12 protein-coding genes, 1 pseudogene and 1 riboswitch are annotated in these 14,300 nt (G+C 61.7%); of the genes and pseudogenes, 7 read left to right on the top strand and 6 right to left on the bottom strand.

Translation table 11 applies throughout. From position 1 onward, the window contains the following. Window positions 1–22 precede the first annotated feature (22 nt). A complete protein-coding gene (locus G5533_RS09570; RefSeq protein ID WP_421255059.1) occupies window positions 23–2,875 on the top strand; it encodes a valine--tRNA ligase in 2,853 nt (950 codons plus the stop codon). A gap of 67 nt (window positions 2,876–2,942) precedes the next feature. On the opposite strand, the gene G5533_RS09565 is transcribed toward G5533_RS09570, so the two are convergent. After that, entirely contained in the window at window positions 2,943–3,929 is a 987-nt protein-coding gene (locus tag G5533_RS09565; protein WP_421255058.1) for a sodium:calcium antiporter, read from the bottom strand. An 87-nt stretch (window positions 3,930–4,016) separates the two neighbouring features. Beyond that, window positions 4,017–4,124, bottom strand: a riboswitch (yybP-ykoY riboswitch). 169 nt (window positions 4,125–4,293) lie between these two features. Between G5533_RS09565 and G5533_RS09560 the strand changes: the two genes are divergently transcribed. Further along, on the top strand, window positions 4,294–4,881 hold the full coding sequence (locus G5533_RS09560; protein ID WP_005336432.1) for a superinfection exclusion B family protein: 588 nt from the start codon (window positions 4,294–4,296) through the stop codon (window positions 4,879–4,881). Window positions 4,882–4,977: 96 nt separating this feature from the next. On the opposite strand, the gene G5533_RS09555 is transcribed toward G5533_RS09560, so the two are convergent. Then, on the bottom strand, window positions 4,978–5,832 hold the full coding sequence (locus G5533_RS09555) for an AraC family transcriptional regulator (RefSeq protein WP_216954490.1): 855 nt from the start codon (window positions 5,830–5,832) through the stop codon (window positions 4,978–4,980). Between the two features lie 4 nt (window positions 5,833–5,836). Beyond that, a pseudogene (locus G5533_RS09550) lies at window positions 5,837–6,332 on the bottom strand (GNAT family N-acetyltransferase). Between the two features lie 643 nt (window positions 6,333–6,975). Here G5533_RS09550 and G5533_RS09545 point away from each other — a divergent pair. Together G5533_RS09545 and G5533_RS09540 are read left to right on the top strand one after the other, a co-directional pair. Then, complete coding sequence (locus tag G5533_RS09545) at window positions 6,976–8,142, top strand: hypothetical protein (RefSeq protein ID WP_441254735.1); 1,167 nt, start codon at window positions 6,976–6,978, stop codon at window positions 8,140–8,142. Between the two features lie 109 nt (window positions 8,143–8,251). Beyond that, the gene (locus G5533_RS09540; protein ID WP_216952698.1) at window positions 8,252–9,031 is read left to right on the top strand and encodes a substrate-binding periplasmic protein; all 780 of its coding nucleotides are present in this window, start codon (window positions 8,252–8,254) and stop codon (window positions 9,029–9,031) included. A 7-nt stretch (window positions 9,032–9,038) separates the two neighbouring features. Here the strand turns inward: G5533_RS09540 and G5533_RS09535 are convergent, their stop codons facing one another. Beyond that, a complete protein-coding gene (locus tag G5533_RS09535) occupies window positions 9,039–9,848 on the bottom strand; it encodes a helix-turn-helix transcriptional regulator (RefSeq protein ID WP_441254734.1) in 810 nt (269 codons plus the stop codon). A gap of 146 nt (window positions 9,849–9,994) precedes the next feature. Between G5533_RS09535 and tyrS the strand changes: the two genes are divergently transcribed. The 3 genes from tyrS to G5533_RS09520 all read left to right on the top strand — a co-directional run bounded on the left by tyrS (window position 9,995) and on the right by G5533_RS09520 (window position 13,077). After that, entirely contained in the window at window positions 9,995–11,260 is a 1,266-nt protein-coding gene (tyrS, locus tag G5533_RS09530) for a tyrosine--tRNA ligase (protein WP_441254733.1), read from the top strand. A gap of 168 nt (window positions 11,261–11,428) precedes the next feature. Next, complete coding sequence (locus G5533_RS09525; protein ID WP_441254732.1) at window positions 11,429–12,340, top strand: lipase family alpha/beta hydrolase; 912 nt, start codon at window positions 11,429–11,431, stop codon at window positions 12,338–12,340. Then, window positions 12,337–13,077, top strand: coding sequence for a lipase secretion chaperone (locus G5533_RS09520; protein ID WP_441254731.1), 741 nt, complete (start codon window positions 12,337–12,339; stop codon window positions 13,075–13,077). The genes G5533_RS09525 and G5533_RS09520 overlap by 4 nt, the downstream gene beginning before the upstream one ends. A 44-nt stretch (window positions 13,078–13,121) precedes the next feature. On the opposite strand, the gene G5533_RS09515 is transcribed toward G5533_RS09520, so the two are convergent. After that, on the bottom strand, window positions 13,122–13,823 hold the full coding sequence (locus G5533_RS09515) for a hypothetical protein (RefSeq protein WP_216954488.1): 702 nt from the start codon (window positions 13,821–13,823) through the stop codon (window positions 13,122–13,124). A gap of 44 nt (window positions 13,824–13,867) precedes the next feature. Further along, the gene (locus G5533_RS09510) at window positions 13,868–14,263 is read right to left on the bottom strand and encodes an acyl-CoA thioesterase (protein WP_216952694.1); all 396 of its coding nucleotides are present in this window, start codon (window positions 14,261–14,263) and stop codon (window positions 13,868–13,870) included. Window positions 14,264–14,300: the final 37 nt, after the last annotated feature.

Here is a 14,300-nt window from a genome sequence, read left to right as displayed (position 1 = left end):
CCATCCAGATTACGGCGAGACCATGGAAAAGACTTTTAATCACAACGCCATCGAACAGGCGCTCTATCAGCACTGGGAAGCCCAGGGTTACTTCAAGCCCCACGGCGACACCAGCAAAGACTCCTTCTGCATCATGATCCCGCCGCCGAACGTCACCGGCAGCCTGCACATGGGTCACGCCTTCCAGCAAACCCTGATGGATACCCTGATCCGCTACAACCGCATGCAGGGCAAGAACACCCTGTGGCAGGCAGGTACCGACCACGCCGGTATCGCCACCCAGATGGTGGTTGAGCGCAAGATCGCCGCAGAAGAGGGCAAGACTCGCCACGATTACGGCCGTGATGCCTTCATCGACAAGATTTGGCAGTGGAAGGAAGAGTCCGGTGGCACCATCACCCGCCAGATGCGCCGTCTGGGCGACTCCGTAGATTGGGAGCGCGAGCGCTTCACCATGGATGAGGGTCTCTCCGCCGCCGTGCAGGAAGTGTTCGTTCGTCTTTACGAAGATGGCCTGATGTACCGCGGCAAGCGTCTGGTGAACTGGGATCCGAAACTCAACACCGCCATCTCCGATCTGGAAGTGGAAAACCGCGAGATCAAGGGCCACATGTGGCACCTGCGCTATCCGCTTGCCAATGGAGCCAAGACTGCCGAAGGCAAGGATTACCTGATCGTCGCCACCACCCGTCCGGAGACCATGCTGGGCGATACCGCCGTGGCCGTGAACCCGGAAGACCCGCGCTACAAGGCGCTGATCGGCCAGCACATCCTGCTGCCGCTGGTGAACCGTCTGATCCCCATCGTTGCCGACGAACACGCCGACATGGAGAAGGGCACCGGTTGCGTGAAGATCACCCCTGCCCACGACTTCAACGATAACGAAGTGGGCAAGCGCCACAGCCTGCCGATGATCAACATCTTCACTCTGGACGCCCACGTGCGTGCCGAGGCCGAAGTGGTCGATACCCACGGCAACCCGAGCACCGCCTATGACGCTGCCCTGCCGGCCGAGTTCGCCGGTCTGGAGCGCTTCGCCGCCCGCAAGGCGATTCTGGCCAAGCTCGAAGAGCTGGGTCTGCTGGACGAGATCAAGGATCACATACTGCAACAGCCGTACGGCGATCGCGGTGGCGTGCCCATCGAGCCGATGCTGACCGACCAGTGGTACGTGCGCGTGGCTCCGATGGCCAAGACCGCCATCGAGGCGGTGGAAGATGGCCGCATCCAGTTCGTGCCGAAGCAGTACGAAAACATGTACTTCTCCTGGATGCGCGACATTCAGGACTGGTGCGTCTCCCGTCAGCTGTGGTGGGGTCACCGCATCCCGGCATGGTATGACGACGCCGGCAACGTCTACGTTGGCCGCAGCGAAGATGAAGTGCGCGCCAAGCACAGCATCCCGACCGTAACCGTACTGCGTCAGGACGAAGATGTGCTCGACACCTGGTTCAGCTCCGCTCTGTGGACCTTCTCCACCTTGGGCTGGCCGAACAACACCGAGGCACTCAAGACCTTCCACCCGACCGACGTGCTGATGAGCGGCTTCGACATCATCTTCTTCTGGATTGCCCGGATGATCATGATGACCATGCACTTCATCAAGGACGAAAACGGCCAGCCGCAAGTCCCGTTCAAGACCGTCTACATCACCGGCCTTATCCGTGACGAAGAAGGCCAGAAGATGTCCAAGTCCAAGGGCAACGTGCTGGACCCCCTCGACATGATCGATGGCATCTCGCTGGAAGATCTGCTGGAGAAGCGCACCGGCAACATGATGCAGCCGCAGATGGCCGAGAAGATTGCCAAGCGTACCGCCAAGCAGTTCCCGGAAGGGATCGATGCCCACGGTACCGACGCCCTGCGCTTCACGCTGGCAGCGCTGGCCTCTACCGGTCGTGACATCAACTGGGACATGAAGCGCCTGGATGGCTACAACAACTTCTGCAACAAGTTGTGGAACGCCTCCCGCTATGTGCTGATGAACACCGAAGATCAGGATTGCGGCTTCAACGGCGGCGAGATGCAGTTCAGTCTGGCGGACCGCTGGATCCAGTCCCAGCTGCAAGTGGCCATCCGTGACTTCCGCACCGCCCTCGATACCTATCGCTTCGATATCGCGGCTGGCGTGCTGTACGAATTTATCTGGAACCAGTTCTGTGACTGGTATCTGGAGCTGACTAAGCCAGTGCTGACCAAGGGTTCCGAGGCCGATCAACGCGCTGCCCGCCACACCCTCGTCAGCGTCCTCGAGACCCTGCTGCGTCTGGCGCACCCGATCATCCCGTTCATCACCGAGACCATCTGGAAATCGGTCGCCCCGCTGGCCGGCGTACACGCCGACACCATCATGATTCAGGCCTTCCCGGAGTTCGACGCCGCCAAGGTGGACGAAGCCGCGATGGCGGATCAGGAGTGGGTGAAGGAGTTCATCGTCAGCATCCGCAACATCCGTGCCGAGATGAACGTGGCCCCGAGCGTGCCCCTCAACGTGCTGCTCCAGTGCGATGCCAAGGATGCCCAGCGCGCCGCTGACAATGAGGCCTTCCTCAAGTCGCTGGCCCGTCTGGAGTCCATCCGCGTACTGGCGGACGGTGAAACCGCCCCGCTGTCAGTGAAGAAGCTGATCGGTGCCACCGAGCTGATGATCCCGATGGCTGGTCTCATCGACAAGGATGCCGAGCTGGCCCGTCTGGCCAAAGAGGTTGCCCGCCTGGTGGGCGAGTGCGGCCGTATCGAAGGCAAGCTTGGCAACGAAGCCTTCGTCGCCAAGGCGCCGGAAGCGGTCATCGCCAAAGAGCGTGAGAAGCTGGAAGATTACCGTCTCCAGCTGACCAAGCTGGAAGCCCAGCAGGCCGAAATCGCCGCGCTGTAAGCACCGCCCCAACCGATACAACAAAGCCCCCTGCCAAGGGGGCTTTTTCATATCCGCGCTTCCCGTTTCAGCTCACCAGCAGCCAACTGCAAAAACCGAGATAGAGCAGACCGACCAGCGCCAGCCGTCCGGCGGTCATGGTTCCCTTTCTGAACCCCCACCAGAGCAACCCCACCGCCAACAGCGTCACCAGCGAGGAGGCCATCATTGCGCCATCCAGCAACCAAGGGGTAAAGAGCAAGCAGAACGCCTTGGGGATAGTGCCCTGGATCATCATGGCCCCGGAGATATTGGCCAGTGCCAGCCGGTTCTTGCCCTGCCGCACCCAGATCAGCACGTTCATCAGCTCCGGCATCTCGGTCGCCACCGGACTCAACAGCAGGGCCGCGAGCACCGGCGAGAGGCCAAAAAGCTCGCCCATGCTCTCCAGCTGATGGACAAACAGCTGGGCCGCCAGCGCCACCACCACCAGTGCAGCCAGTGTCTGCAGCAGCACCTTGCCAAGGGGCGGGATCCCGGCATTTGGAGCCAGCTTGAGGGGCTCCGGCAGCTCGACCTCATGGCTGTCACTCTGTTTCAGCTCGCGCCTTACATAGACGAGGTAGACCAGCAGGAAGAGCGGGGCCAGCCAGCTCTTGCCGGTGAAGGCGACCAGCCCCAGCGCGGTCGCCACCAGAAAGATCCCCATAAACCAGCGCTGATCCCGCCCAATCTCGCGCTGCACCTCGCCATCGATGGCCCGTTCGGTACGCCCCATGCAAAGCAGCAGGGTGAGGCCGACTGCCGCATAGCCGATGGTCGCCAACACCAGCGGCCCGCCAAGGGCGGCGCCAATGCCGATCTCCTGCTGGGCGGTTGTGTTGCCCATCAGCAGAGCTGTCAGGGTCACGATACACTCGGGCAGCGCCGTACCCAGTGCAGCCAGCAGGGAGCCGGTAGCGCTTTGGGAGAGTTTGAAGTGGTGGCCGGTCCACTCGATGCCGTTGACGAAGTATTCGCAGGCAAGGTAGATGGTGACCGCAGAGACGAGAAATAACAGCAGGGTAATCAACATAATAGATACCGCCAGGCGAGCAGAGTAACCAATGGACCCGACATGGCTCGCCCGGCTGGCGTGCATATCGAGGCCAAAGGTCTTGCAGAGCGATAGTGCCTATCGCCGCCCATGCCATGGATACGAGGATCCAAGAGTGTTGACATGGGCCCGGCCCGGAATGCGGGCGGGTTGCTACTCCCCAATGACTGAGGGGACGTTTTAGCAACTCGACCGCCGCCTCACAAGGCAAATTACTGATAACTCATTCAATAAGTTGTAAGGAAATGTATCGCCAGCCTCCCCTCCCCGGCGCCATTACGCTGTTGGCACACCGATTGCTGTAGGTAGTTCACTATCCACAACAGTTTGGGAAGGATGAACAATGAAACGGTGGATCCAACATTTCTATCAACTGAACCGCCTCAATTGGCTAATGGTCTGGTTGTTGCTCTGTTGCAGCATCATTTTGCTGTTTCCGGCCGGGCTGATGAAAGGGGCCGTCAGCCAGTGGGCTGCGGATCATGCGGCCTGGCTGGGGGTCGGCATGCTGATCGCCATCTCCTACTTCTGCAGTCAAGGCTTCCTGATCGCCTGGGAGTGGGCGTGCGAAGAGTGGCAGGCGCGCCGTCAGCAGGACCAGCTGGCCCAGATGATCGGCTTCCTCGACTTCAACGAGAAGGCGGTGCTGCGCGAGTTCGTGCTGCAGCGTAAAAGCGTCATAAACTTGCCGATCACCGAGCCCGCCGTCAAAAACCTGATGGATGCCGGCGTCCTCACCTATGCCTACGGCAAGCCGACCCGGGAGAAGGATGACGAGAACCAGATCCGTGCCCTGATGATTGCCCTGCCCGCCCGGCCGCTGCTCACCTACAAGGTGCTCGGGTTGTCGCGTGGCAAGATGAGCGACGAACAGGTGGAGCAGATCATGAACGCCCGCCCCAAGTTCGCCCAGAAGGGGTTCCAGCGCTAACCGCCGCCCAACCGCCAGATGCAAAAGAGCCGGACACTGTCCGGCTCTCTAATTTCTGCGCGATGCTCTGTACCATCCCTTACGTCTTGTTGTGCCCTAACCCTTTAGGCTGGAGCAAAAGCTCACATCCGCAACCTTGGTCACCGGATCGAAGCTGTGATAGAGCTCGAAACAGGGTCGATCATCAAATTCGAAACCGGCCGCTACCACCTCACCGATATGTTGCTGCCAGAGTGCGGGGTACTGGGCCGGGTCGGTCACGGTAAAACGTGACTGGCCATAGCGGCCGCCCGCCAGCTGCTGGATCTCCACATTGCCACTTCCCCTGGTGCCCGCCGGCACGGTGACGCAAATATCGGTGCGGCACTGCTGGGGAGCCGTCACTTCGGGGTTGTCGTGGTAGATGAAGATCCACTCCCCTTCGGCCAAGCCCAACCCGACAGCCCATTGATAGAGCTGGTCACACACCGGCTCATAGCCTATGCCGTAAGGGCCGGTGACCCGGATATAGGCCAGAGTGCGCGCAGCCATCTGTTCGGTTTTCATCTGTAGCCTCCTTTCACTGGAACGGCCTTCAGCATAATCAGAGACCCGGGCAGCCGCGTGTCCATTCTTGCTCAGTTGCAAGAGTGACGGCTGGCGGCGCAACATCCCCGGTGCCATGGCAAACTGCTTGCGAAACGCCTTGGCAAAGGCCTGTGAGCTGGCAAAACCGGCCGAGAAGGCAATCTCGGTGATCGGGTCGCGACTGTAGCAGAGAGAGCGAGCAGCCCGCTCCAACCGCAGGCGGCGCTGCATCTCGGTCGGGGTTTCACCGGTGACGGCGGTAAAGACCCGATGAAAGTGATAGCTGGAGAGCGCCGCAAGACTGGCCGCCTCACTGAGGCAGAGCTCGGGATTCTGCTCCAGCGCCCGGATCACCGGGCGCAATCTGGCCTGATAATCGACCATGCCGTTAGCGACTGACGCCCCCCGCAACTCTGGCCATATAGAACACATCCACATAGCGCCCTTGCCGGAAGGCATAGTCACGAGCCAGCCCCTCCTGCGTGAAACCGAACTTGCGATAGAGCGCCTGTGCGGCCTCATTGTCGGTATAGACGGTCAGCTCAATCCGGTGCAGGTTGAGCCAGTTATCGGCCAGATCCAGCGCCGCAGCCATCAGGGCAGAGCCCCCCCTTGCCTGCCCAGTCATCCCGTACCCCCATACCGATACAGGCCACATGCTTGCGTCTCGGATTGGGCTCAACCAGCAGCGAGAGCTGGCCTACCAGCAAGCCGTCAACATCGGCGACCAGTGCCACCACGCTGTCACTCTCCAACCGCTTCTGCCACTGGCTAAGGGGAGACATAGGCAAGTGCAAAGTGCCCGCCTGGACATTGGGCATGGCATAGAGATCCCGCAAGGCGGGGGCATCGGCGGATTCGGCATGACGGATGGTAATCTGCATATGAGGCTCCTTCTCGAAACGTCCATCATGCATCATCCATCGCATCAGTCCATACAACCGGCACGGTCAGAGTGATTTATTGTCGGCAGACAGGGCTGCACACTGAGCCATTCAGCCAGTTTCATAGGTGAAAAAAACGGAGCAAACGCTCCGTTTTTCAATGCTTTATCAATCCCGGACGGAACGCGCTTCGCGCTCTTGCCGCTCCCTTGCCAACAGGCGTTTGTACCACCAGCTACTGCGACGACGTTGTGCATTGGAAGAGCGACGAGCCATTTCTTAGGTTCCAGCCAAGAGTAGAAAGGAGCTGCATTATGCGACAGGGATCACGTCCATGTCTTTAGCTGGATCAAGAAAAGCCTCACTGGCCCCCTGAAATCCTCTTCTGGTTTTGCTGCCATGTGGCCACTGGCAGCACCATCGCAGGGGAACGCCAGACTCTCAGGCCCACTCCAGCAATCAACCCGGCCCCGAGTTTACTTGACGGATAATCATACAGCCTGCTGGCATTGTGGAACCAATATGGTAGCCTGCCAGCGCCTGCGGGCAGTCTCTCGCTGCCACGCGCAAACTCCCGGTGAATTTGTCACGTCCTGACAAAATATAACCTTATTTATCAAATCGTTATTTGGATATTATCCCAATGCGTATCATGCCGTTGCTCAAGGCTGCCTGCCTGAGCCTGATGTTGTCCGCCTGCGTTGCTCCATTGCTGATGATGAGCCCCACCAGCCAGCTGATGTGGGCCCTGCTCAAGCCGCTGGTCGGCTTTGACCCGAACGAGGTCAATCTGTTCGAACAACCCCTGATCAAGGATCGGATGACCGCCATCCTTGGCCCCAATTACGACAGCACCATGCAGCTGCTCAAGACTGCCGACAAGTTACAGCAGGAGGGGCCGCTTTTCTATGTGGTCTCCGAGTATGCGCCGGTGCCGGATATCGCCAAGCAGGCGGGGATGGTGTGGAACTCGCAAACCAACCAGATGTCGGTATTGCTGCAAAAAGGGGATGGCACCACCCTGACCTTCGGCGAAAATCTGGCGGGCACGGCGCCGACCTGGCCAACCGCCATGCAGGGCTGGCAGACCCCCGCCAGCCAGCTCACCCCGGCGACCAATGCCCTGACTGGCGCAGCGACCAGTCAGAGTGGCGCCTCCCCCTTCTCCCTTGGCAGCGCGCTGGGCACAGTGACCCGCGGCGTCACCGGCTCGCTGACCAACAGCGCAAGTCAGGCTATCAGCGGCGCAGCCGCCAACGCCACAGGGCAGGCTACCCAAGCGGTGAGCCAAAGCGCGACTGATCTGACCCGTAGTGCAACCACCGCAGTCACTGCGCCAGCCAAGCAAGCGGTGAGCAGTGCCGCTGCGACTGCAACTCAAGAAGCGACCAAGGCTGTTGCCGTTCCTGCCAAGCAAGCCGTCAGCAGCGCTGCTGCGACCGCGACGCAAGAAGCCACCAAGGCCGTTGCCGCTCCTGCCCAGCAAGCCGTCAGCAATGCCGCGGCGACCGTGACGCAAGAAGCCACCAAGGCTGTTGCCATTCCTGCCAAGCAAGCCGTCAGCAGTGCCGCTGCGACCGCGACCCAAGAAGCGACCAAGGCTGTTGCCGTTCCTGCCAAACAGGCTGTCAGCAGCGCCGCTGCGACCGCGACGCAAGAGGCCACAAAGGCCGTTGCCGCTCCGGCCAAACAGGCCGTAAGCAGTGCCGCTCCCCATACGGCCGGAGAGAGCGCCACCGATGCCGCCATAGCAGCAGAAGCCGAGGCTCGCGCCAAGGCAGAGGCGGAGATGGAGGCCCTGCTAAAATAAACCGACAGGTCACCGCAAGGTGGCCTGTCGCGGTATCCGCGACCCGACTATGAACTTCCGGCCAAGGACACATAGACTGATAGGTAATTCCCTGCACAAGGAGTGCGCCATGCGATCCCTGCTCGCGGCCCTTATCGCCCTGCTCCTGCTGACCAGCTTCCCCGCACGGTCCGCCTTTATCTATTACTCGGAGCAGAACATGCCCCTCAACGGGCTGGACAAGGAGGGCAAGCCCATCGGGCTGGCAGTTGAGCTGCTGCGGCTGATGTGGCGCGAGCTGGGGGAGCCGGAGCAACCGATCCAATTTCTGCCATGGGCCCGCGGTTGGTATCTGCTGACCCAGCAACCGGAGGCCGTTCTTTTTACCACCGCCAGAACCAAAGAGCGTGATCCCCATTTCCTATGGGTTTGCCCCATCAGCCACTCGCGAGTGACGCTGGTCGGACGAAAACAGGATGCCCCCAGAGTGACCGGCAAGGGGGATCTGGCCAAACTGCAGGTAGGGGTAATGCAGGCTGACGTGGGGGAGCAGTTACTGCTCAACCGCGGCATCAGCCCGGGCAACATGATGGCGGTGGAGCGCATGGAGCAGGTGGTACGCCAGCTCATCATGGCCCGTACAGATCTGGTAGCAGGCAACGAGGTGATGTTATTCCATCAACTGAAAGCTCTGGGATTTGCCGCGGAAGATTTCATCTCTGTCGCAGTGCTGGAGGAACAGGACAACTGCTTTGCTTTCAACCCGCGGGCGGATCGGCAGCAGGTCGCCCGGTTGCAACAAGCCCTCGATCAGGTTCGTCTCGGTAGCGAATACCGGCAGTTGATGGAACGCTACCAGCGGCTCAGTAACCTTCCCCAAAGCGATAAGCCGCTACCGAAGATCGAGTAACCCCGGTTCATCCTCTTCCCTCTGTGGTGATCAGATGGTTGAGGAAGAGATGAAACAGCTCGGCCCGCGAGCCGAGCCGCAACTTGCCGTAGAGGTGCTTGCGGTGATTCTTCACCGTACCGCTGCCAATCCCGAGCTCCGCGGCAATCGCCTCCGTATCCAGCCCCTGCAGCAGCAACTCCGCCACCTGCCGCTCGCGCCGGGTAAGCCTATCGCCCCCGACACTCGCCATCGCCTGCTCCACCGCACTCCGGAGGCTGGCGCTGTCTGGCAGCGCAGTGCTCTGGGCCAACAGCGGCTGGCTCCGCCGCCACTGCTGACGACAGAGCGAATGCACCAGCGGGAACAGCTGCTCCAGCCTTGCCTGCTCGTCACGGCTGAGGGTACTGCGCTTGTCGAGTCGCCCCAGAAACAGCATCAACGTCAGTCCGTCCCGCACCGGCAGGATCAGCCCCACCTCCTCCTGCCAGCCGGTGGCCTGATAGAAGTGGTGGCGATATTCGGGATCAAGCCGCCCTTGGGAGACCTGCGCCAGGGTCCAGACGCCGGCAGGCAAGCCCTGCTCCAGCGCCTGCATAAAGGGATCCTGACTGAAGTGGCTGGTGAGGTAGCGATCAAACAGCAGAGCCCGCTGATGGTTGAGGTTGTCGTAGAGGTAGACGGGCCGCTGCCCCACCCCGAGCAGCAGGGCGCAATCAAACGCCACCTGCTGCTGGATCAGCCGCACCAGCGCCGCCGCAAAGGCGCTGCTGTGCAGGGCATCGACCACCTCGGTCATGCTGCGGGTCAAGGCATCTGTGGTGAACGGCTGGGTCATGGTGACACGTTTCCGGTGGCGGGGAGCGATTCCCCGCTATGGCTGAATGCTAGCACGAGAGTGGCAAAACTGTCCCTCAGGGGACATATCCGCCACCGGCCAGAACGGCGAGGATGACGGCTTTTCCCCCTGCTGTTGGAGAACCCATGATCAACCCCCACCTGCTCGATGAGCTGACCGAGCGCGGCCTTGTGGCCCAGAATTCCGACCCGGCGGCCCTGGCCGATCATCTTGCCACCCCGCGCACCGTCTATTGCGGGTTCGATCCCACCGCTGGCAGCCTGCATATCGGCCATCTGGTGCCACTGCTGATGCTGCGCCGCTTCCAGCTGGCTGGGCACACCCCGGTGGCACTGGTGGGCGGGGCAACCGGCCTTATCGGCGATCCCAGCTTCAAGGCGACCGAGCGCAGCCTCAACAGTGCTGATACCGTGCAGGGTTGGGTCGCCAGCCTGTCGGCCCAAATCAGGGCGCTGCTGCCCGCCGATGATGGCCTGTCGGCCCCGCAACTGGTCAACAATGGCGACTGGATGGGGCAGATGTCCGCCCTCGATTTTCTGCGGGATATCGGCAAGCACTTCTCGGTCAATGCCATGCTGGCGCGGGAATCGGTGCGCCAGCGGCTGGCCCGTCCGGATCAGGGCATCTCGTTCACCGAGTTCTCTTACGCCCTGCTGCAATCCTACGACTTTGCGGTGCTCAACCAGCGGCTCGGCTGCACCCTGCAGATTGGCGGCAATGACCAGTGGGGCAATATCACCAGCGGCATGGATCTGACCCGTCGCCTCCATCAGGCGCAGGTGCACGGCATGACCCTGCCCCTCATCACCAAGGCAGACGGCACCAAGTTCGGCAAGACCGAAGGGGGCGCGGTCTGGCTCGATCCGGCGCTCACCTCCCCTTACGCCTTCTACCAGTTCTGGCTCGGCACCGCGGATGAGGATGTCTACCGCTTCCTGCGCTACTACAGCTTTATGTCGCTGAGCGAGATTGATGCACTGGAGGCGGAAGACGCGAAGCGGCAGGGGCGCAAGCAGGCCCAGCAGGTGTTGGCGAACGAGCTGACCGAGCTGGTGCACGGCAAGGCGGCGCTGGCTGCGGTGCAGCGCATCAGCGAGCTGCTGTTTAGCGGCGACGTGACCCGCCTCGGCGAGAGCGATCTGGCACAGCTGGCGCAGGATGGCATGCCGTGTAGCACTGTCAGCGGCGAGACGGATCTGGTCAGCCTGCTGGTCAGCTGCGGTCTGGCGAACTCCAGGCGTATCGCCCGTGAGCTGCTGGCGGCGGGCGCCATCAGTCTCAATGGTGTGCTCAAGCAAGATGATCAGCTGAGCGCCACTGATCGGCTGTTTGGTCGCTACCTGCTGCTGCGCCGGGGCAAGAAGCAGTATCACCTGGTGGAGTGGCAATAAGCCACAGGGCGGGGAGCACAGCCTCCCCGCCCGCACCCTGAATCCCTTTTGAATCCCGAGTTGCGATCCCCCTCACAGCCTCTCCCGTCAGCAGCCACCATACTGGCACCGGCGAACATGGAGTACGCCACACAATCTGTTCCTCACGATTCAACAAGGATGCTGATGATGAAGAGATGGCTTCTGGTGCTGCTCTGCACCCTGCCCATGCTGGCACACGCCAGCGGATACACCCAGACCCGCTACCCCATAGTGCTGGTGCACGGCCTGTTCGGCTTCGACAAGCTGCTCGGGGTCGATTACTTCTACGGCATTCCGCAAGCCCTGAGCCGCGATGGCGCCAAGGTCTACGTGGCTCAGGTATCTGCTACCGCCAGCTCCGAGCAGCGGGGGGAGCAGTTGCTCGCCCAGATTGAACTGCTGCTGGCCGCCACCGGCGCCGAGAAGGTCAACCTGATCGGCCACTCCCATGGCGGCCCCACCATCCGCTATGTCGCTTCGGTCGCCCCCGAGCTGGTCGCCTCCGCCACCAGCGTCGGCGGGGTCAACTACGGCTCCGAGATTGCCGATCTGGTGCGGGCCAATGCCGCCCCCGGCTCGGCCGCTGAGAAGCTGGCGGCCGCCGCAGCCCACGCCCTCTCCGACATGATTTCGCTGCTCTCGGGCGGGAGCCAGCTGCCGCAAGATCCGGTCGCCGCCCTCGATGCCCTCACTAGCAAGGGGGCCAGCCAGTTCAACCAGCGCTACCCGGAGGGGCTGCCCAGCCGCTATTGCGGCGAGGGGCCGATGCAGGCCAGCAACGGCGTCTACTACTTCTCCTGGAGCGGGCGCGGCAACCTGACCAATCTGCTGGATCCGGTGGATCCTGCGCTGGCGCTGACCGGCGCCTTCTTCAAGGAGCCCAATGACGGGCTGGTCGGAGTCTGCAGCAGTCACCTCGGCAAGGTGATCGGCACCGACTACCGGATGAACCATCTGGACGAAGTGAACCAGTCATTCGGCATCCACCATCTGTTCGAGACCGATCCGGTCACCCTCTATCGCCAGCATGCCAACCGTCTCAAGGAGCAGGGACTATGAAGATCGCCACCCTGCTCGTCGTGCCCTGCGCCATCACCCTGCTGCTTGGCGGGGTGTTGCTCTGGCCCACAGCACCGACGGCAGACTCATCACAGGCTCAAACCAATCAGCATGCACAGAGCCACCCGCACGATCCCGAGCAGGAGACCGCCGATGCCCTGCAGGCGCGCTATCGCACCTTTGTCTCCGCCCAGAGCAGCCTGACGGTGCCCACCGAGATCTCCCTCGCCAGCCTGCAGATCCTGTTTGACGAGCGGGAGCAGCTGCGCCAGCAGAGCTTTACCCCGGCCGAGCAGGCCCAGCTGTTTGCCGAGGATCGACTGATGGAGCAGCTGACCCTGCGCCGCAGGGCGCTGGCGGAGGCAAGAGACAGCGACAAGTCGCAGCTGGCCAGCGAGCTGGATCTCTGGCTGGCGGAGCAACCGGGCTGGTTTCGCGAGGCGGAGGCCAACAGCCGTCTGCTTGAAGAGTTGCAAGAGCTGGCACAGATGGAGCCAGCCAAACGGGATGCCCTGCTGCTGGAGACGGGGGGGCCGGAAGCGGTGGATCGGATGCGCCAGCTGGAGCAGAACCGGCAAGGGTTCGAGGAGCAGCTCAGCGGCTTTCTGGCCGAACTCAGGCAACTGCCGAACGAGGCCCGGGCCGAACAGCAACAGGAGCTGCTGGCCCGCTGGTTCGAACCCGGACAGTGGCGCCGGGTCGAGGCGCTCACCCGGCTCAAGCTGGGGGAACAATGAGCCAATGACAAGGGGCCCACGATGGGCCCCTTGCTGTGGTGCACTTATTGCGGCTTGTTGGTTGCCGGTAAAGATTGCCAGGTGAGGCGGGTCACCTGAGTGCCCTGCACCTCGCACTTGAGGCTCAACTCCTGCCACCCCTTATCCTGACGCAGGGAGACCTCCCCCTCGATCCCCTGCTCGCCAATCTTCAGCTTATCCTGCTCGAAGATCACCTTGTCGCCATGGGCAAGATCCATCAGTTTGCCGTTGCAGAGCCAGTGAGCGAGATCCGCCCCCTTCAGCTTGACGCCACCCTTGGCCGCCCTCTGCTCGGCCGCGCTCGGCGCGAACAGCTTGCTCAGCTCGGCGGCCCGCTTGGTGAGCCACTCCTGACGCTGCTGCATGCTCATCTTGCTGACAAACTCGGCGGGCTGGCCCTTCTCGTCCAGCCATTGGGTCAGCTTGCCGCTGTCGTCAAAAGCGAACTGGGCGGCGGGCTCTTTGACCCCGAACAGCTTGCCGCCCTTGAAGTAGTAGCGGCTCTCCCCTTCCAGCTTGCCCAGCTCGTTCATGATGGGCACGGCGATGATGACGGGGGCGCCATCGATCCAGGCCTTGATATCGACGCCGTCATGGCTGAATTGACGGATATCGAGGGCGCTCTCGGCCCCCTTCTCCATCAGGGTAAACTGCTCGGCGAGAGAAGCGGCCAGAGAAGGGAGGGAGCAGAATCCCAGGGTCAGCGCGATCGCTGTGTTGCGCATTGAGTTGTACATAACACTCCTGTGATGGGCCATCCGGCCCGTGGTTAACTCTCTGTCAGCCAGGCCCGCAGCCCTTCCCGGTGAACATCGCTCAGGGGCAGGGATTGGCGGGTCCGGTAGTCAAAATGGATCAGGGTCGTTTCGGCGGTGACGGCCAGTTCGCCGCCCTGCCAGGCCTCCTGCCAGACCGTAAATGAGCTGGTGCCGATGCGGCGCACGCCGGTCTTGATGGTGACCGGCTGGCCGTAGAACAGCTCCCGTTTGAACTGCACCGTATAGCCCGCGATGATCAGATGCCAGTTATGCACATCCAGATCGGGGGAAAAGATCCGGAACAGGGGATCCCGCGCCGATTCGAACCAGACCGCCGGCACCGTATTGTTGATATGGCCGAGGGCATCCGTCTCCTGAAAGCGGGGTTGGATCTGCATTTCCAGCATGGGTTGACTCCTTGTCATTGAACCGCGATCAGGCTAA

This window comes from Aeromonas sp. A600620 (assembly GCF_029479985.1).
GTDB lineage: Bacteria > Pseudomonadota > Gammaproteobacteria > Enterobacterales > Aeromonadaceae > Aeromonas > Aeromonas veronii_A.
The sequence above is the reverse complement of the archived record's forward strand: the minus strand, read 5'-3'. Positions and strand labels throughout refer to the sequence as shown.